This window comes from Vibrio cholerae (assembly GCF_008369605.1).
Taxonomy (GTDB): domain Bacteria; phylum Pseudomonadota; class Gammaproteobacteria; order Enterobacterales; family Vibrionaceae; genus Vibrio; species Vibrio cholerae.
In genome coordinates, this window is record NZ_CP043554.1 from 313,624 (window position 1) to 330,095 (window position 16,472).

Here is a 16,472-nt window from a genome sequence, read left to right on the forward strand (position 1 = left end):
GGGGCCACCCATTCATCCGAATGGCGCTGAGATCAAGCACTGCTTGGGACCCGCAATGACTGCGATGTTCGCGGTTGAACCTGAACCAGATAATGCTGGCGTAGGAATTGAGCTAGGTTTGCAGAATGGAATAATGGACGATTCTCTGCCTCCCTCAAGCCTGTGCCGCTCATTAAGGAGAGCGAGCCTTGAAATTTCAACTGACTGCGGTTGCGTTAGCAACCCTATGTGTTGCCTCTGCAGCGTCTGCTGCATCAACCCTCACCGTTTACACTTACGACTCTTTTGCCGCCGATTGGGGGCCCGCTCCAGCGATTGAAAAAGCGTTTGAAGCACAATGTGGCTGCGATCTGCAATTCGTCGCTTTGGATGATGGCGTGTCGATTCTTAACCGTCTGCGTTTGGAAGGCAGCAACAGCAAAGCCGATGTGGTGCTGGGGCTGGATAACAACCTTATCGAAGAAGCCAAACAGACCGGATTATTGGCAACCCACAGTGTGGATACCAGCAAGGTGACTCTGCCCAATGGCTGGAGTGACAACACGTTTGTGCCTTACGACTATGGCTATTTCGCTTTCGTCTATAACAAAGAGAAGCTGGCTAACCCGCCAACCAGCTTGAAAGAGCTGGTGGAAAAACGTGATGATCTGAAAGTGATCTACCAAGACCCGCGCACTTCAACGCCGGGACAGGGTTTACTGCTGTGGATGAAATCTGTCTATGGCGACCAAGCGCCACAAGCGTGGAAGCAGCTGGCGAGCAAAACGGTCACCGTGACCAAAGGTTGGTCAGAAGCTTACTCGATGTTTCTCGGTGGAGAGGCGGATCTGGTGCTCTCTTACACCACATCGCCGGCCTATCATTTGATTGCAGAAAATGATGCACGTTTTGCCACAGCGAATTTCAGCGAGGGGCATTACCTGCAAGTGGAAGTGGCCGCCAAAGTCAAAAGCACTAAAAATGGCGAGCTGGCGGACAAGTTCCTGCAATTTATCCTGAGTAATGAGTTCCAAAGCGTGATCCCAACGGGTAACTGGATGTATCCAGTGACGGCGGTTGAACTGCCCAAAGGGTTTGATACTTTGGCGGTACCGACACAATCTCTTTCTTTCAGCGCACAGGAAGTCGCGCAAATGCGTAAGCCATTGATTCGTGAGTGGCAGCAAGCGCTGAGCTTCTAAGGTTAAGCGTTGAATCGAACTCCTCAATTAGGCTTTTGGGTCGCGGCTGGTGTCGCGACCTTTGTCCTCGCTGCATTAGCGGCGCTGCTCTGGCAAGCGCCACCGCTCAATCTGAATCTGATCTGGCAAGATGCCTATTATCGGCATGTTACCCAGTTCAGCTTTTATCAAGCCTTCTGGTCCACCGTGCTCAGTGTGGGGTTGGCAATTCCGGTTGCTCATGCCCTCAGTCAGCGCCGTTTCCCCGGTCGTGATTTACTACTGAAACTGTTCGCGATGACGCTGGTTTTGCCGGTGTTGGTGGCGATTTTTGGCTTAATCGCGATTTACGGTAATAGTGGTTTTTTGGCCAAAACGCTGCACAGTGTCGGGCTCCCGCTGCCGTTTTCGATTTATGGTTTAAACGGTATTTTACTTGCCCATGTACTGTTTAATTTGCCTTATGCCAGCCGTTTGCTGCTGCAAAGTTTAGAAGCGATCCCCAGTGAGCAGCACAAGCTGTGCGCCCATCTCGGCATGAGCCGTTGGCAAAAGTTTAAGTGGGTCGAGTGGCCACGCTTGCGTCAGCAACTGCCGCACGTTGCAGGCTTGGTGTTTATGCTCTGCTTTACTAGCTTTGCAACCGTGATGGCGCTCGGTGGTGGGCCTAAAGCGACCACGATTGAGCTCGCTATCTACCAGGCGATCAAATTCGATTTCGATCTGCAAATTGGCGCGTTATTGGCGATTTGGCAGATGTTGCTGTGTACCTTACTGACTTTTACCCTGCAGCGTTTTTCTCATTCCCGCCCCATGAACAGTGCCGCGAGCAAGGTGACTGAGCGTTGGATACGTGATTCATGGCGCGCCAAAGTTTGGGATGCGAGCTGGATTGTTGCCGCATGTGCCTTGGTATTGCCACCATTAGTGATGGTTGTGCTGGCAGGGATCAATTCAAAACTAGGCAAGGTACTGACGAGTGGCGATTTTTGGTCGGCAGTCAGCCACTCTTTGCAAGTGGCGAGCTTAGCCAGCAGCTTGGCTTTGGCTAGTGGAATCGCGATGTTACTCACCAGCCGAGCCTTGCGGTTGAAAGCGGCCCATCGCCGCGCGAATGGCGTGGAGTGGATCGCGACGTTAATTCTGGTGACGCCGGGATTAGTGGTGAGTACCGGACTCTTTTTACTGCTGCGCAATATCACCGATGTGTTTAGTTTGGCTTACTGGATTGTGGTCGCAGTTAACGCGTTAATGGCTCTGCCTTACGTCGTAAAAACTTTGAGCCAACCTATGTGGCATTTGGCGCAGCAATATCAATTGCTGTGCGCCAGTTTAGGCATGTCTGGCTGGCGTCGATTTTTTTTAGTGGAGTGGCGCGCGCTGCGTAAGCCTCTCTCCCATGCGTTTGCGATCGGTTTTCTGCTCTCGATGGGGGATTTAAGCGCAATTGCCCTGTTTGGTAGCCAAGATTTTCGCACTCTGCCGCTCTATCTTTATCAACTACTCGGCAGCTATCAGATGGATACCGCGGCGGTCGTCGCGTTGGCCATGCTGATCATGAGTGTGGGTTGGTTTTATGTGATTGAGCGGCTGTTTGCCCAGCGTCCGCTTACCAAACGCTAATAAGGAAAAGCATGTTAGCTCTAGATAAAGTGCGTTACGAATATGAGCACGAATGGTTTGAGTTTGATCTGAACGTGGCTGATGGCGACATCGTGGCGCTGATGGGACCCAGTGGCGCGGGTAAATCTACCTTGCTCAGTCTGGTGGCGGGATTTATTGAACCGGCGAGCGGCAGCATCAAGGTCAATGATCAGTCGGTACTCGGTTTAGCGCCTTATCAACGCCCTTTTTCGATGCTCTTTCAGGAGCACAACCTGTTTGCCCATCTTACCGTGCGTGAAAACATCGGCTTAGGTTTACATCCAGGCCTCAAATTGAATGCTGAGCAGAAACAGCAAGTGGTTGATGCCGCTCAGCAAGTAGGAATTGCCGACTACCTAGATCGTTTACCTGAGCAACTTTCCGGCGGGCAACGCCAGCGGGTGGCACTCGCGCGCTGTTTTGTGCAGCCGAATCCGATTTGGTTGCTTGATGAGCCATTTTCGGCGCTCGATCCTTTGCTGCGTGAAGAGATGCTCGCTTTGGTAAAACAGTTAGCCAGTGAGCGGCAGCGCACTGTAGTGATGGTGACCCACCATCTTAGTGATGCGCGTGCCATCGCCAGCAAAATCGCATTTTTGAGCCAAGGTAAAGTGAAGGTGGTGAGTGATTGTCAGGCAGTGACAGCGCAGCATCCTCATCCTGAACTGGCTCAGTTTGTGGCGGCGGCACGGAGTGAGCCGAAATAACGCTGAGTGAACGGATATACATCGACCGTAAAGAAAAGGTTAGCTTGCGCTAACCTTTTTTGATGCTGTTGTTTAATACGAGATGGCTTGCGGCCTCGCGTTTTATTCCGCTGAATCCAGATCGTCTTCACTCTCTTCTTCGATCTCTTGTTTTGCCAACATCGCTTCTTTCAGCAGTTGGAAGATCTCGCGAGACGATTTTGGCGGCTTGTTGCCCGCTTTTTCTTTGCTGGCTTGACGCGCTAACAGACGCAGACGTTGACGATCCGCTTCTGGGTATTGCTCCATCGCCACTTCAATCGCGCTATCGCCTTCGGCAACGATGCGATCACGCAGTTGCTCCAGTTTGTGCAGCAATGCAGTGGTTTGCGAGTGCTTGTTACGCAGCTTATCCAGTGCCGCTTGCAGTGGCTCTGGGTCAATATGGCGCATCAGTTTGCCAATGTATTGCAGTTGGCGGCGACGAGCTTCGTTTTTAAAACGCTGTGCATCTTTAATGGCTTCGGCCAGATCTTCTGGCAGTGGGAATTTGGCTAACGCGGAAGGTTTTAATTCAACCAGCTCTTCGCCGAGCTTTTGCAAGGCTAGCATGTCATTTTTCATTTCGGTTCTACTGACCCAAATGATCTCTTCTTCCTCTTCCCAAGGGGCTTTTTGGTTTTTACGTGCCATCTTCTTCATCATGATGAGTTACTTATGTCGGCTATTTTAGCAAGAATCGTGGGGAGAAAGCGAAATTCTTGTTATCCTAATAACATCAATAACCAATGGTTGAATGAAATATGGATGTAAAAGAGCGAGTTGCGCTGCAGCGTCAAGAGCTGGAAGCTGCGGTTGCTAAGGCATTAGAACTTGCTGCGGCGAGTTCGGATGCGGCTGAAGTGGCGATCACCAAGAGCACGGGGTTAAGTGTTTCGACCCGCATGTGTGAAGTAGAGAATGTTGAATTCAACAGTGATGGTGCACTTGGAATTACCGTTTACCGCGGTCAACGTAAAGGCAGCGCTTCAACATCGGACTTGAGTGAAAAAGCGATTCGACAAACCGTATTAGCCGCGCTGGATATTGCCCAGTATACTTCGGCCGATCCTTATGCCGGCCCAGCTCCGAAAGAGTTGATGGTGCAGGATATTCCTGATCTTGACCTCTTCCATCCTGATGAGCCGAATCCCGATGTGGCGGCGCAAATTGCCATTGCGGCAGAACGTGCGGCGTTAGGTTATAGCAAGAAAATTAAACAAAGCGATGGCGGTAGTTACGATAGCCATTTCGGCATTCGTGTTTACGGCAATAGCCACGGTTTATTGGCTAGCTATGCCTCTAGTCGCCACAGCATTAGCTGTAGTGTGATTGGTGAAGGCCGCAACGGTGAAATGGAGCGCGATTACAGCTACACTGTGGCGCGTCACCGTGACGATTTATGGACGCCAGAAAGCGTGGGTTTGCAAGCGGCGGAAAATACGGTGAGCCGTCTGGATCCGCAAAAGCTGAAAACGGGTCAGTTTCCAGTGATGTTTGCGGCAGATGTGGCGACTGGCTTAATCGGTCATCTGGTGATGGCGATCAGCGGTGGCAACTTATATCGCAAATCGAGTTTCTTACTCGATCATCTTGGCAAAACCATTCTGCCGACGTGGTTCAATATCAGTGAGCGTCCGCATGTGATGCGTGGTTTGGCTTCCAGCCCATTTGATAGTGAAGGGGTTCGTACCCAAGATCTGGAAATCATCACTGATGGTATGTTGGCAACTTACTTACTGACCAGCTACGCCGCGCGTAAAATGAACATGACCCCAACCGGTCATGCGGGTGGCATTCATAACTGGTATGTGAAATCGAGCGGTCAAAACTACCAACAGATGCTCAAAGAGCTGGGCACCGGCTTGCTGGTGACCGAAGTGATGGGACAAGGCGTGAATGTGGTGACGGGCGATTACTCACGTGGCGCTGCTGGTTTCTGGGTAGAAAACGGTGAAATTAAATACCCTGTTTCTGAAATCACCATTGCGGGTAACCTCAAGCAGATGTTGCAGCAGATTGTCGCAGTGGGCAGTGATATCGAAACGCGCTCCCAGATCCAAACGGGTTCTATTTTGATTGAATCAATGAAAGTGGCGGGCGAGTAAGCTCTGAGCCATTGAATGAAAAAGCCGACAGAAAGTCGGCTTTTTTGTCGAATCAATTTGGGAAATCAGACATTAACTGGCCAGCAGCAAAGTGGCTAGACCGAGAAAGACGGATAAACCAATCACATCGGTGACGGTGGTGAGTGCCATGCCACCGGCAAGAGCGGGATCGATGTTCATCTTTTTCAGCAAAATAGGAATGCTGACTCCAGCAATGCCGGCCACGATGAGGTTGGTCATCATCGCCGCGGAAATGATCCCGCCAAGCATCCATTCACCTTTCCACACCACGACGATGGCTCCGATGATCAATGCCCAGGTAATGCCATTCAGTAGGCCGATTGCCGCTTCTTTCATCAGCAATTCGCGCTTGTTACTGTCACCGATGTGACCGAGTGCCAGCCCCCGAATCACCAGAGCCACGGTTTGGTTACCAGCCACGCCGCCCATGGAGGGCACTATGGTCATCAGCACAGCAACCGCCGCCATTTGTTCGAGAGTCGCTTCAAACATGTTCGAAACCGAAGCCGCAGCAAGGGCGGCCAGTACGTTGGCCCCAAGCCAAATACTGCGTTTGCGCGCCGATTTGACGACAGGGGCGAAGGTATCTTCATCATCATCCATACCCGCCATACTCATCATCGAGTGTTCGGCGTCTTCACGGATAATATCGACCACGTCATCGATGGTAATACGGCCAACCAGATGTTGGTTTTCATCCACCACAGGGGCAGAAACCCAGTTACGCCGTTCGAACAGATTGGCGATGTCGGAGTCTTTCATATCGACTTTGATCGCTTCGTCCGCATCGTCCATCACTTCACTGACCGGCACATCCGGTTGAGTGGTGAGCAGAGTGACAAGAGAAAGATGGCCAATCAGTTTGCTTTCATCATCAATCACATACAGCGCATCGGTCGCTTCCGGCAGTTCGCCTTTCATACGTAAATAACGCAGTACAACGTCGACGTCCACATCGGCACGGATGGTGATCACGTCGGTGTTCATCAGACCGCCGGCGGTATCTTCCGGATAGGACAGAGCGGTTTCGACCCGCATGCGATCTGCGGCATCCATTTGGGACAGAACTTCGCGTGACACATCATCCGGCAAGCTACGCAATACGTAGGCGACATCATCGATGTCCATACCTTCGGTCGCTTCGGCGAGCTTCTCCGGTGCCATTTTCGACACCAGCGCGTCCTTAACGTCTTCATTCAGCTCGTCAAGGATTTCACCGTAATCTTCCGGGTCAGTCAGTTGCCACAACACCTCACGCGCTTTACGTGGTGAGGCTTCCAGCAGATGAGCAATATCTTCTGGCTCCATGTCCTGCAGTTGGCGGCGGACATGAACAAAGCGGCCATTATCTAAGGCTTCAGTGATTTCTTGGAGGGTGAGGTGAGCTTGGTCAAATTCGATCTGCTCGGCCATGGCTTCCCCCTAGGTTGGAATTGGAATAATGGTCAGCATGGTAACTTAATTTACCCGCTTATTTAATAAGATCTTAGTAAGGAATAAGGATTTCTTTACTCTTCTTTGCCTTGATAGGGCAGGCCGATGGGGCGTCGCGATAGGTGGCTAGTGAGGAGCTTTACTCATCTTCATCAAATTTTTGTTCGATAAGCTGACAAACCGCTTGTAGAGCTTGTTCGGCTTGCGAGCCTTCGGCGGAGATCACCACGTTTTGCCCTTGTGCCGATTCCAGCATCAGTAACCCCATCACACTGTCGGCGGTTGCTTCACGGCCATCTTGGCTCTGTACAGTCAATACTGCATCAAAGGATTGAGCCAGTTGCACCAGTTTAACCGCTGCGCGCGCATGCAGGCCAAGGCGGTTTTGGATCAGCACGGTTTGGCTTAGTTGCGGCATAGGGGCTCCTAGGATTGCTGTTTTTCCAATGAAGTATGGCGGATCTGTACTTGATGACCAAGTTGGGCGAAATATTCACCCAACTGCTGCGTCAGGTAGACCGAACGGTGCTTGCCTCCGGTACAACCAATGGCGATGGTCAGGTAGCTACGATTATTTTTCTCAAGCATGGGCAGCCAGTATTCGAAGAATTTTTGGATCTGCTGTTTCAGCTCCATCACTTCGCTATGACCTTCCAAGAAAGATTTGATCGGAGCATCCAGTCCTGTCAGCGGGCGTAGGTGAGGCTCCCAATGGGGATTGGGGAGAAAGCGCACATCAAACACGTAGTCGGCATCGGTTGGTAAACCGTACTTAAAGCCAAACGATTGAAACACCATCACAAGGTCTTTGCGCTCACGGCCTTCAATCCGCATTCGCACCGTTTCGCTCAGCTCATGCAGCGACTGGTTACTGCTGTCGAGCAACAAGTCTGCCTGCTCTTTGAGTGGGCCAAGCAGCTGTTTTTCTAACTCAATGGCTTGGGCAAGTGAAGGCTTGCTTTGACTGAGAGAGAGGGGATGAATGCGCCGTGTTTCACTGTAGCGTTTGAGCAAGGTCTCTTTACTGGCGTCGAGAAACAGCATGCTGACATCGTTGTTCTGCTTGAGCTGGTCGAGTACATCTTGTACCAAGCTTGGCTCTTTGGGCAGATTGCGGATATCAATGCTAACCGCCACGTTTTGTTGACTGCCTTGAACCGACTGTATAAAGGCTGTCAGCAGGCTGACGGGCAGGTTATCGACACAGTAGTAACCAAGGTCTTCGAGTACTCGAAGAGCGACGCTCTTACCGGCTCCCGATTGTCCGCTGACCACGATCAAACGCATACTGTTTGCCTGCTATTGGTTAACCATGATGTTGTACAGCTCTTGATCGCTGGCTGCGTTACGAAGCTGTTTGAGGATCTGTTTATCGTTGAGGCGTTCTGCCATGCAAGCTAGGGTTTTTAAATGCTCTTTGCACTGATCTTCTGGAACCAGCAGGGCAAACAAGAGATCCACCGGACGATTATCAATCGAATCAAATTCAATCGGCTCTTCACACTGCAGTAGCACGGCGACGGCGTTTTCGCTGTCGGACATGCGTGCGTGTGGGATGGCTATCCCGTTACCAATACCGGTACTGCCCATTTTTTCGCGGCTTAACATGCACTCGAACAGTTCGGTGGCATTCTGGCCAGTATGAAGGGCAGCGATTTCGCTGATGATTTCTAGTGCTCGTTTCTTACTAGAACATTGGACTGCACTTTTGGTGCAGTCCAATGAAAGTACTTCGCTCAATTGCATGATTAATGACTACTTAGCTTTTCTTTATGCTTATTCAATTGTCGAACCAATTTATCCACCAAACTATCGATGGCGGCATACATGTTTTCATCGTCCGCGTGGGCGTGAATTTCTGCTTGGTTTACGTGGAGCGTAGCTTCGGCGATCTGGCGCAGTTTTTCAACACGTAAAATGACTTGAACGTGATTAATGTGGTCGAAAAAACGCTCAAGTTTGTCAAATTTGGAGTGAACATAGTCTTGCATTGAATCGGTAAGATCAATGTGGTGGCCTTGAATGTTGATTTGCATAGACTTTCCTTCTCTAGTTTAGGCCTATAGCAGGCGTTTGCGCTGACTTGATGGGGCGATGCCAAGTGATTCACGATATTTGGCGATGGTTCGCCGCGCGACTTGGATGCCTTGGTCAGCGAGTAGGGTTGCGATCTTGCTGTCACTGAGTGGTTTGGCAGGATTCTCTGCCGCCACCAGTTTTTTGATCAGCGCCCTGATCGCAGTGGACGAGCACTCTCCACCATTGTCAGTACTGACGTGGCTGGAGAAAAAGTACTTCAACTCAAAAATGCCGCGCGGGGTATGCATGTATTTCTGCGTGGTGACACGCGAAATTGTCGATTCATGCATTTCCACCGCCATCGCCACATCGTTGAGCACCATCGGCTTCATCGCCTCTTCTCCATACTCGAAGAAATCGTGTTGGTGTTCAACTATGCACTTGGCAACTTTGAGCAGTGTCTCGTTTCTACTTTCTAAACTTTTGATCAGCCATTTTGCCTCTTGCAAATTGGTACGGATGTAGTTGCTCTCCGCATTATTACCGCGCATCAGGTCGGCATACTGCTGATTGATCTTCAGTTTAGGCACACTATCTGGGTTGATGGTGACCAGCCATCGACCTTGTTCTTTATAGACTGACACGTCAGGTATAACGTATTCAGCGTGATCTTGGGCAATTCGACTGCCGGGGCGAGGATCGAGCTGTTGGATGAGTTGCAGGATCTCGCGCAAGTCCTCTTCTTTGAGCTTAGTCTCTTTCAGAATGGTTTTGTAATCGCGATTCCCTAAATCATCGATGTACTGTGAGAGCAGTAAACGCGCTTCTTCCAGCCAAGGAGTATCACAGGGATAGGTGGTGAGTTGCAGCAACAAGCAGTCTTGCAGATTAAGCGATGCCACACCAAAGGGGTCAAACTGCTGAATGCGTTTACGTACCGCTTCAATCTCATCCAACTCAATGTCATCACTGCGCAGGCTCTCTTGGATCTCCTCTAGTGAGACGGTTAAATAACCGTAATCGTCGATGGCATCGATAAGTGCAACGGCTATAGTGCGATCCACATCGCTAAAGGGAGTTAAGTCGAGTTGCCAGTGAAGATAATCTTGCAGAGTTTGGGTGGTTTCGCCTTGGTAGATAGGGGCATCATCATCGAGTGCCAGTCCTGTACTGCCAGTATTGGCGCTGTAGACTTCATCCCAAGTGGTATCCATCTCTAATTCAGCGCTGATTTCCGATTTTTCAATCAGATCCGAGCTATCCTGCGGTTCAGGTTCGTAGAGTTCTTCTGGCTCGCGCGGGCTTTCTTCCGTCATACGTACGCTATCAAGCGATGGCGCTTCGTCTTGGTTCTCTTCCACCTCTAACAAGGGGTTAGATTCCAATGCTTCCTGAATTTCTTGCTGCAGATCCAGCGTCGAAAGCTGCAACAGACGAATCGCCTGCTGGAGCTGCGGAGTCATGGCTAACTGTTGACCTAGCTTGAGCTGTAATGACGGTTTCATGCAGTAATGGATGCCTTGTTATTGTTAGTATTCATTGAACTCTACTCTGTTTTAATCATAGACGGAATTGTTCGCCGAGATAAACCTGCTTCACCTGTTCATTATTGAGAACATCTTGTGGCGTTCCTTCCGCAATCAGTCGGCCTTGGCTGACAATATACGCTTTTTCACACACATCCAGCGTTTCACGTACGTTGTGGTCGGTGATGAGGACCCCTAGACCGCGATCGCGCAGATGTTCGATGATTTTTTTGATATCGATGACCGAGATGGGGTCAACGCCAGCAAAAGGCTCATCCAGCAAGATAAATTGTGGGTTAGCCGCCAGAGCGCGGGCGATTTCCACCCGGCGTCGTTCACCGCCAGAGAGCGCCATCCCAGCACTTTTACGAATGTGCTGAATGTGGAACTCTTCGAGCAAATCTTCCAGCTTGTCCTGACGCTCTTCATGGGTCAACTCTTCGCGTGTCTGCAGGACGGCCATGATGTTGTCTTCGACCGAGAGTTTGCGAAAGATAGACGCTTCTTGCGGCAGATAACCAATGCCCATCCGTGAGCGGCTGTGCATCGGTAGAATGCTGATGTCGTTGTCATCAATGGTAATGGTGCCTTCATCACGCGCGACAAGGCCGACAATCATGTAAAACGAGGTGGTTTTACCCGCGCCATTAGGGCCAAGCAGGCCCACAATTTGTCCTGACTCAACTTGAAGACTGACGTCAGAAACCACTTTGCGCTTTTTGTAGCTCTTGGCTAAATGCTGTGCTTTTAAGATGGCCATAGTTACTCTTGGATTGCTTGTGGTTGAAGAACGGTAGAGACGCGCCCTTTGCCATCACTATCGGCAATCAGTTTCTGCAAGCTGATTTTGTAGCGGATTTTGCTGCCGCGAATTTCGCTGTCATCTTGTGACAACATGGCTTTATTGATCATCACTAACTCATCGTCGCGAACTTTGTAGTACAGCTCTTTGGCTTCACCATACAGGGTTTTGCCTTCATCAGTCAGTTGCGAGAAGGTTGCGACGTTGCCATAGCCTTCGATTTCTTCAATTTTGCCGTTTTCAGCATTACGGATCACGATCAACTTGTCGGCATTGATGTTGATGCTGCCTTGCTTGAGTTTGACATCGCCTAAGAAGGTGACACGATTGCTCTTCATATCCAGTTGTTGACTGTCTGAGTCGATATAAACTGGTTGTTCTCTGTCGGTAGAGAGTGCATAAGCCTGAGTCGAGGCGAGCAAACAAGCAATAAGACTAAGGTGTGAGCGTTTCATATCTACCTTGTACTTGGTTATAAAGTTCAGCCGAATGATCGGCAAAGTTGCCTTTCATCGCTTGACCGTGTGTTTCAAATTGTGGGCCGCGCAGTTCGACGGGCTTATCGGCCCAGAAGTCACGACTTTTGAGTTGGATACTCATCTCGCTGGTGGTGAGAGTATCAAAGCCGGAGTCTGGAAGTAGATTTTTAGCCAAAACGTCGTCATATAAGGTCAGCACCTGATCTTTGCTCAGAATGCCTCTGCGTGCGGTGATTTCCCACTCTTGTAATGTACCTTCCCGATACACTTTGAGTATCGGAGCTTTAAACAGGGTATTGCCGCTTTTCGCATAGTGATCCAGATGAATCGAAGTGATCACGTAGTTGCGGATACCTTGTTCGTCATACGAAATATTTTCTAAGTTCTCGCCACTGAACATAGGCAACTCCAAATTCGGAGCCACCTGAATCTTACTGTCTTGTTCTTGTCCCAATAAGTAATAGAGTGACCAAGAAGCAATAAACAACAGCAGAACGTAAACAATGCGCGACAAACTCATAGGCTCAGGCCTTTATGAACATCCAGTTCGTTACGCGCTTGCAAAATCAAATCGCACACTTCGCGCACGGCGCCGTGACCGCCTTTGATATGCGTAACGTAATTGGCACGTTGCGCCAGCAGTGGATGACCGTCGGCCACACACACACGCAGTGCCACCTTTTCCATAACAGGCCAATCGATGAGGTCATCACCAATGTAGCCGGTCTGCTCAGGAGCGATCGCCAGTTTCTGACAAATATCATAATAAGCCTGCACTTTATCATCCTGACCTTGATAGATCAGTGAAATGCCTAGCGCTTTCATGCGATTTTCAACAATTTGTGAGCGGCGGCCAGTAATGATCGCGATTTCAATTCCCGCATTCATTAACGCTTTCACACCATAACCATCACGAGTGTGGAAGGTTTTTAACTCTTCGCCTTGGTTACCCATATAAATTAAGCCGTCAGAAAACACACCGTCGACATCGCAAATCAGCAGTTTGATCTGTTTGGCAATCTCCAGCAGTGAAGGTTCCACTTCTCCATACAAGGTTGAGACGGTTGAACTCATTACATCACTCCGGCTTTGAGTAGATCGTGCATGTTCAGTGCACCGACCAATTTATTATTTTCAACGAGCATCAGGCCATTAATGCGTTTAGCCTGCATTAAATTCAATCCTTCCACGGCCAGCAAATTGGGCTGAGCAACGGTTGGTTGGCGCGTCATCACATCGGCAATCACAGTGCTGTGAATATCGATGCGTTTATCAAGAATGCGCCGTAAATCACCGTCAGTAAAAATACCGAGTAGGGTGTCTTGTTCATCGACAATGGCTGTCATGCCAAGCCCTTTTTGACTGATTTCGAGCAAAGCATCTCGGATCAAGGCTTGTGGTGCCACTTTAGGCAGTGCATCACCACTGTGCATGATGTCATTGAGTTTGAGCAAGAGTTTACGCCCAAGTGCGCCACCTGGGTGAGACAAAGCAAAATCTTCTGCGGTGAAACCGCGTGCCTGCATCAGAGCCACCGCCAACGCATCGCCCATTACGAGAGTGGCGGTGGTGCTTGAGGTTGGCGCAAGCTCTAACGGGCAAGCTTCACGCGGTACGGTGATTTGCAGATGGATATCGGCCAATTTCGCCATGTTGGAGTTGGGGTTGCCTGTCATGCTGATCACGCGAATACTCAAGCGCTTGAGCACGGGAAGCAGGGCGAGGATTTCTGATGATTCTCCGGAATTAGAGATGGCGAGTACGATATCGCCACGTTCAATCATTCCGAGATCCCCATGTGAAGCTTCACCCGGATGTACAAAAAAGGCAGACGTTCCTGTACTGGCTAAGGTGGCGGCAATTTTCTTACCAATATGGCCTGATTTGCCCATCCCCATCACCACGACTTTGCCCGTTTGATTGGCCAAAATCATCGCACAAGCACGCGCAAAATCGTCATTGATATACTGCTCTAGCTGTTGCAATGCATGGATTTCGGTTGCTAGCACTTGTTTAGCGACCGTTTGGTAATCAAATGAATGGGGCATCCTCATCTTCCTCTTTAGTACACGGCGATATTCATGAACGGAGATATTTTCTCACTTAGATGTTCATTAATAGGTAAGTAATGTAACCGATGAAAGAGCACAGTAGGAGTGCGCCTTCTAAGCGAGTGATTTGACGTTTTTTGCCCAAAGCGACCCCAACCAGCAGCAAAGAGACACCGAGCATCACCCAAAAGTCACGACTCATGGCTTCAGGGCTAAGCAGAGAAGGGTTAAGTAAACCCGGTAAGCCCATCACCGCTAAAATGTTGAAAACGTTTGAGCCGATAATGTTACCGACCGCCATATCATCTTCGCCTTTAAGCGCGCCCGCCAATGAGGCTGCCAGCTCAGGTAAGCTGGTGCCCACCGCAATAATGGTTAAGCCGATCACCAGATCGCTCATCCCAAAATGTTTGGCAATCACCACCGCGTTATCGACTAGCATGCCTGCGCAAAAAAAAAAAAAAAGGGAAAAATAAAGGGTAGAGGGGGGGGGGGTAAATGGGTATTGTGAAAAAAAAAATATAGGGGTTAATTTTTTATTTTGGGAGGGGGGGGTTGGGTTAAATAAATAAAATAATATATTGTATTGTATATATATAATTATATATAGGTAAAAATGGAAATATATAATATTGTAAATATGTTGGGGGGGTGTGATTTATGTGGGGGGGGTTTTTTTGTTTTTTTTTTTGTTTTTGTGGGGTTTGTGGTGGTTTTTTTGTGGGGTTTTTTTTTTGTTTTGGTGTTGGGGGGTGGGTGTTTGTGGGGGGGTTGGTTGGGGTGTGTGGATTTGTATAATTTTTGTTTTAATGAATTAAATAGATGAATATTTATAAAGGAGAAAGATAGGATATGAATTTGTTTAATTTATATGATGTATGAAAGGATGTTTTAATTGTGGAAAATTTTGGATAATAAGTGATATAATTGATATGAATGGAGATAGTTTAAATTAAATAGTTAGTTATGAATGTAATTTTATAATGTGGATTGTTAATTTAAATATATTAGGGAAAAGTAGAATTTTAAGAAAATTAATAATTGAATTAAGTGATAGTTTTTGGAATTGAGATGAGTTAAATTAAATATAATTGGGGAAAGAAATTATTTGGATGTAATGTATATTTTTATAAAGATTTTATAAGGTTGAAAACGTTGTTTGTTTTTTTAAATATGTGAAAATAATTAAAAGAATAGTTATATAGGGGAGACAGATAAATTCTATACTTCTTTGCTATGAAAGCTCTACAAGTTGCCGCTACCTGCAACTCCAAGTTGTTTGGGTATAAGAGTCTCGACTCTTAGATCAAGGCAAACACCTCCATCAATGGACGAATTCACGCAAGGTCAGGCATCTTCAGCCATTTAGGCAGAGAATTGGCCGCCAATTTTGACGTGTTGGGTATTAAAAGGGAAGTCGAAGTTCCAATTAATTATCCTTATCCCCTTGCGATTTTGCCTGTTTGTCACAGTAAACGTCAGCCTTTAAAGCTTGTTCCTAGGTTGTCGTCTGCATGCTATCGACTATGCTGGATGAAGACTTTTATCGGGTTTTTAGGCGCAAAATGAGTTGAACGACTTTGACAATTCTTGGTCAAGAACCCAAGCATGGATTGATGCGTGCTTTTAATTGCACCATATTGTGCATTATCATGCGCATTCTTTCAGGATGTCGACCTAACAGTGAAGTGCCCATATGTCTCAATCTGACTTAGTCACCATCAAAAATTTGCGTTTTTCGCGCTCGCAGCGCGTCATTTTTGATGACATAGATCTGCATGTCCCCAAAGGTAAAGTGACAGCAATTATGGGGCCTTCGGGAATCGGTAAAACCACACTGCTGCGTTTGATCGGCGGTCAACTCCTGCCAGAACAGGGAGAGATCTGGTTCGATGGTGAAAATATTCCCACCCTCAGTCGCCGCAAACTGTATCGTGCTCGTAAGAAGATGAGCATGCTGTTCCAATCAGGCGCGCTGTTTACCGATCTTAATGTGTTTGACAATGTGGCTTACCCATTGCGCGAGCATACCGAACTTGATGAAGCCATGATTAAAACCTTGGTGCTGCTGAAATTAGAGGCGGTTGGACTGCGTGGTGCTGCGTATTTAATGCCTAGTGAGCTTTCAGGCGGTATGGCGCGCCGAGCCGCATTGGCAAGGGCTATCGCACTCGATCCTGAGCTCATCATGTATGATGAGCCGTTTGTCGGGCAAGATCCGATCACCATGGGTGTACTGGTTGAACTGATCCGTAACCTTAATCGAGCCTTGGGTGTCACCTCTGTGGTGGTATCGCACGATGTACCTGAAGTGATGAGCATTGCGGATTGGGTTTATCTGTTGGCCGATGGTAAGGTGATTGCGCAAGGTTCACCTCAAGCATTGCGCGATAACCCAGATCCGCGCGTACAACAATTTTTATGCGGCGATGCAGATGGCCCTGTGCCATTTCGTTTTCCAGCGCAGCCGATAGAACAGGAGCTGTTTAGTGCTAAATGATGT

Annotated in this window: 18 protein-coding genes; 5 read left to right on the forward strand and 13 right to left on the reverse strand. The window is 48.7% G+C overall.

Annotation, left to right across the window (positions count from 1 at the left end; genetic code table 11):
- Positions 1-188 precede the first annotated feature (188 nt).
- From thiB to thiQ, 3 genes are read left to right on the forward strand one after another with little or no spacing between them, the layout of a single operon-like run.
- Positions 189-1,181 (forward strand): thiamine ABC transporter substrate binding subunit, encoded by a 993-nt coding sequence (thiB, locus tag F0316_RS01590; protein WP_114772156.1) that lies wholly within the window; start codon positions 189-191, stop codon positions 1,179-1,181.
- Positions 1,182-1,190: 9 nt separating this feature from the next.
- Positions 1,191-2,783 (forward strand): thiamine/thiamine pyrophosphate ABC transporter permease ThiP, encoded by a 1,593-nt coding sequence (thiP, locus tag F0316_RS01595; RefSeq protein ID WP_149560158.1) that lies wholly within the window; start codon positions 1,191-1,193, stop codon positions 2,781-2,783.
- An 11-nt stretch (positions 2,784-2,794) separates the two neighbouring features.
- On the forward strand, positions 2,795-3,511 hold the full coding sequence (gene thiQ, locus F0316_RS01600) for a thiamine ABC transporter ATP-binding protein (protein ID WP_149560159.1): 717 nt from the start codon (positions 2,795-2,797) through the stop codon (positions 3,509-3,511).
- Positions 3,512-3,613: 102 nt separating this feature from the next.
- Here the strand turns inward: thiQ and yjgA are convergent, their stop codons facing one another.
- Positions 3,614-4,183 carry a ribosome biogenesis factor YjgA gene (yjgA, locus tag F0316_RS01605; RefSeq protein ID WP_000101588.1) on the reverse strand — a complete coding sequence of 190 codons (570 nt, stop codon included), beginning with the start codon at positions 4,181-4,183 and terminating at the stop codon, positions 3,614-3,616.
- A 110-nt stretch (positions 4,184-4,293) separates the two neighbouring features.
- Here yjgA and pmbA point away from each other — a divergent pair, with 110 nt between their 5' ends.
- Positions 4,294-5,637: a metalloprotease PmbA gene (pmbA, locus tag F0316_RS01610; protein WP_148522705.1), complete on the forward strand. Its 1,344-nt coding sequence runs from the start codon at positions 4,294-4,296 to the stop codon at positions 5,635-5,637.
- A 72-nt stretch (positions 5,638-5,709) separates the two neighbouring features.
- Here pmbA and mgtE read toward each other — a convergent pair whose 3' ends face one another.
- The 12 genes from mgtE to F0316_RS01670 form a co-directional block, all read right to left on the reverse strand.
- Positions 5,710-7,071: a magnesium transporter gene (gene mgtE, locus F0316_RS01615; protein ID WP_000840452.1), complete on the reverse strand. Its 1,362-nt coding sequence runs from the start codon at positions 7,069-7,071 to the stop codon at positions 5,710-5,712.
- A 160-nt stretch (positions 7,072-7,231) separates the two neighbouring features.
- Positions 7,232-7,510, reverse strand: coding sequence for an HPr family phosphocarrier protein (locus tag F0316_RS01620; RefSeq protein ID WP_001135899.1), 279 nt, complete (start codon positions 7,508-7,510; stop codon positions 7,232-7,234).
- An 8-nt stretch (positions 7,511-7,518) separates the two neighbouring features.
- Complete coding sequence (gene rapZ / locus F0316_RS01625) at positions 7,519-8,379, reverse strand: RNase adapter RapZ (RefSeq protein WP_002044643.1); 861 nt, start codon at positions 8,377-8,379, stop codon at positions 7,519-7,521.
- A gap of 12 nt (positions 8,380-8,391) precedes the next feature.
- Positions 8,392-8,838, reverse strand: coding sequence for a PTS IIA-like nitrogen regulatory protein PtsN (gene ptsN / locus F0316_RS01630; RefSeq protein WP_001177163.1), 447 nt, complete (start codon positions 8,836-8,838; stop codon positions 8,392-8,394).
- 2 nt (positions 8,839-8,840) lie between these two features.
- Entirely contained in the window at positions 8,841-9,128 is a 288-nt protein-coding gene (gene hpf / locus F0316_RS01635) for a ribosome hibernation promoting factor (RefSeq protein WP_001166643.1), read from the reverse strand.
- Between the two features lie 24 nt (positions 9,129-9,152).
- A complete protein-coding gene (locus tag F0316_RS01640) occupies positions 9,153-10,616 on the reverse strand; it encodes an RNA polymerase factor sigma-54 (protein ID WP_000804830.1) in 1,464 nt (487 codons plus the stop codon).
- A 55-nt stretch (positions 10,617-10,671) separates the two neighbouring features.
- The gene (gene lptB, locus F0316_RS01645) at positions 10,672-11,397 is read right to left on the reverse strand and encodes an LPS export ABC transporter ATP-binding protein (protein ID WP_000996178.1); all 726 of its coding nucleotides are present in this window, start codon (positions 11,395-11,397) and stop codon (positions 10,672-10,674) included.
- A 2-nt stretch (positions 11,398-11,399) separates the two neighbouring features.
- The gene (lptA, locus tag F0316_RS01650; protein ID WP_000830444.1) at positions 11,400-11,894 is read right to left on the reverse strand and encodes a lipopolysaccharide transport periplasmic protein LptA; all 495 of its coding nucleotides are present in this window, start codon (positions 11,892-11,894) and stop codon (positions 11,400-11,402) included.
- Complete coding sequence (gene lptC, locus F0316_RS01655) at positions 11,875-12,438, reverse strand: LPS export ABC transporter periplasmic protein LptC (protein WP_000059348.1); 564 nt, start codon at positions 12,436-12,438, stop codon at positions 11,875-11,877. Before lptC ends, lptA begins: the two co-directional genes overlap by 20 nt.
- Positions 12,435-12,992: a 3-deoxy-manno-octulosonate-8-phosphatase KdsC gene (gene kdsC / locus F0316_RS01660; protein ID WP_000099768.1), complete on the reverse strand. Its 558-nt coding sequence runs from the start codon at positions 12,990-12,992 to the stop codon at positions 12,435-12,437. Before kdsC ends, lptC begins: the two co-directional genes overlap by 4 nt.
- Complete coding sequence (kdsD, locus tag F0316_RS01665; RefSeq protein WP_001120614.1) at positions 12,992-13,966, reverse strand: arabinose-5-phosphate isomerase KdsD; 975 nt, start codon at positions 13,964-13,966, stop codon at positions 12,992-12,994. Before kdsD ends, kdsC begins: the two co-directional genes overlap by 1 nt.
- Before the next feature lie 55 nt (positions 13,967-14,021).
- Positions 14,022-14,627 (reverse strand): hypothetical protein, encoded by a 606-nt coding sequence (locus tag F0316_RS01670; protein ID WP_407047559.1) that lies wholly within the window; start codon positions 14,625-14,627, stop codon positions 14,022-14,024.
- Between the two features lie 1,038 nt (positions 14,628-15,665).
- On the opposite strand from F0316_RS01670, the gene mlaF reads away from it, so the two are divergent.
- The gene (gene mlaF, locus F0316_RS01680) at positions 15,666-16,469 is read left to right on the forward strand and encodes a phospholipid ABC transporter ATP-binding protein MlaF (RefSeq protein WP_000083183.1); all 804 of its coding nucleotides are present in this window, start codon (positions 15,666-15,668) and stop codon (positions 16,467-16,469) included.
- Positions 16,470-16,472 lie beyond the last annotated feature (3 nt).

Bases quoted from the DNA above. Each gene is read 5' to 3' on its own strand.
- thiQ (WP_149560159.1), top strand. From the start codon at position 2,795: ATGTTAGCTCTAGATAAAGTGCGTTACGAATATGAGCACGAATGGTTT.
- yjgA (WP_000101588.1), bottom strand. From the start codon at position 4,183: ATGGCACGTAAAAACCAAAAAGCCCCTTGGGAAGAGGAAGAAGAGATC.
- pmbA (WP_148522705.1), top strand. From the start codon at position 4,294: ATGGATGTAAAAGAGCGAGTTGCGCTGCAGCGTCAAGAGCTGGAAGCT.
- mgtE (WP_000840452.1), bottom strand. From the start codon at position 7,071: ATGGCCGAGCAGATCGAATTTGACCAAGCTCACCTCACCCTCCAAGAA.
- F0316_RS01620 (WP_001135899.1), bottom strand. From the start codon at position 7,510: ATGCCGCAACTAAGCCAAACCGTGCTGATCCAAAACCGCCTTGGCCTG.
- rapZ (WP_002044643.1), bottom strand. From the start codon at position 8,379: ATGCGTTTGATCGTGGTCAGCGGACAATCGGGAGCCGGTAAGAGCGTC.
- ptsN (WP_001177163.1), bottom strand. From the start codon at position 8,838: ATGCAATTGAGCGAAGTACTTTCATTGGACTGCACCAAAAGTGCAGTC.
- hpf (WP_001166643.1), bottom strand. From the start codon at position 9,128: ATGCAAATCAACATTCAAGGCCACCACATTGATCTTACCGATTCAATG.
- F0316_RS01640 (WP_000804830.1), bottom strand. From the start codon at position 10,616: ATGAAACCGTCATTACAGCTCAAGCTAGGTCAACAGTTAGCCATGACT.
- lptB (WP_000996178.1), bottom strand. From the start codon at position 11,397: ATGGCCATCTTAAAAGCACAGCATTTAGCCAAGAGCTACAAAAAGCGC.
- lptA (WP_000830444.1), bottom strand. From the start codon at position 11,894: ATGAAACGCTCACACCTTAGTCTTATTGCTTGTTTGCTCGCCTCGACT.
- lptC (WP_000059348.1), bottom strand. From the start codon at position 12,438: ATGAGTTTGTCGCGCATTGTTTACGTTCTGCTGTTGTTTATTGCTTCT.
- kdsC (WP_000099768.1), bottom strand. From the start codon at position 12,992: ATGAGTTCAACCGTCTCAACCTTGTATGGAGAAGTGGAACCTTCACTG.
- kdsD (WP_001120614.1), bottom strand. From the start codon at position 13,966: ATGCCCCATTCATTTGATTACCAAACGGTCGCTAAACAAGTGCTAGCA.
- mlaF (WP_000083183.1), top strand. From the start codon at position 15,666: ATGTCTCAATCTGACTTAGTCACCATCAAAAATTTGCGTTTTTCGCGC.